The following is a 428-nucleotide window of genomic DNA, read 5'->3' on the forward strand; positions in this document are numbered from 1 at the left end:
ATCCAGCGCTGCGCACCCAGTCGCACCTCACCAATAATTTTGACCAGTATCAGTAACGCCACACCACCCACATAAAAAAACGGGGTAAAATCACGGTAAAGACTGGGCGGGATTTGCGCCATGACAATCATCACCACAAACGCGATGGTAAAACTAATGGTTTGACGGATGACCATTCCCATGTCTTGAGTAGAGGCACTATATAAAATGGCTAAACCAAACAAAGCTGTGACAAACAATAGCATCAATAACCAAGGGTCTAAATGCACGCGCTGCCAAAAAGAGGGTAGACTGTCATTACCAAAGTGATGAGCTTGCCTAGAAAAACGGTACTGTCCAATCTTATCTACCATACACACCAAACATCAAATTAACCCGGTGACAATAAGTCTGTAAAAAGACACAAAAATAGGCTCAATAGTTTATAT

1 protein-coding gene is annotated in these 428 nt (G+C 42.5%); it reads right to left on the minus strand.

Annotated features, from left to right (window positions below; genetic code table 11):
* Positions 1-353 (minus strand): FtsW/RodA/SpoVE family cell cycle protein (locus M3175_RS26105; protein ID WP_251524618.1); only part of this gene is annotated, 353 nt, incomplete at its 3' end.
* Between the last annotated feature and the right edge of the window lie 75 nt (positions 354-428).

Origin of the sequence: Robertmurraya korlensis (assembly GCF_023715225.1) — a bacterium.
In the GTDB taxonomy this organism is placed as follows: Bacteria; Bacillota; Bacilli; order Bacillales; family Cytobacillaceae; genus Robertmurraya_A.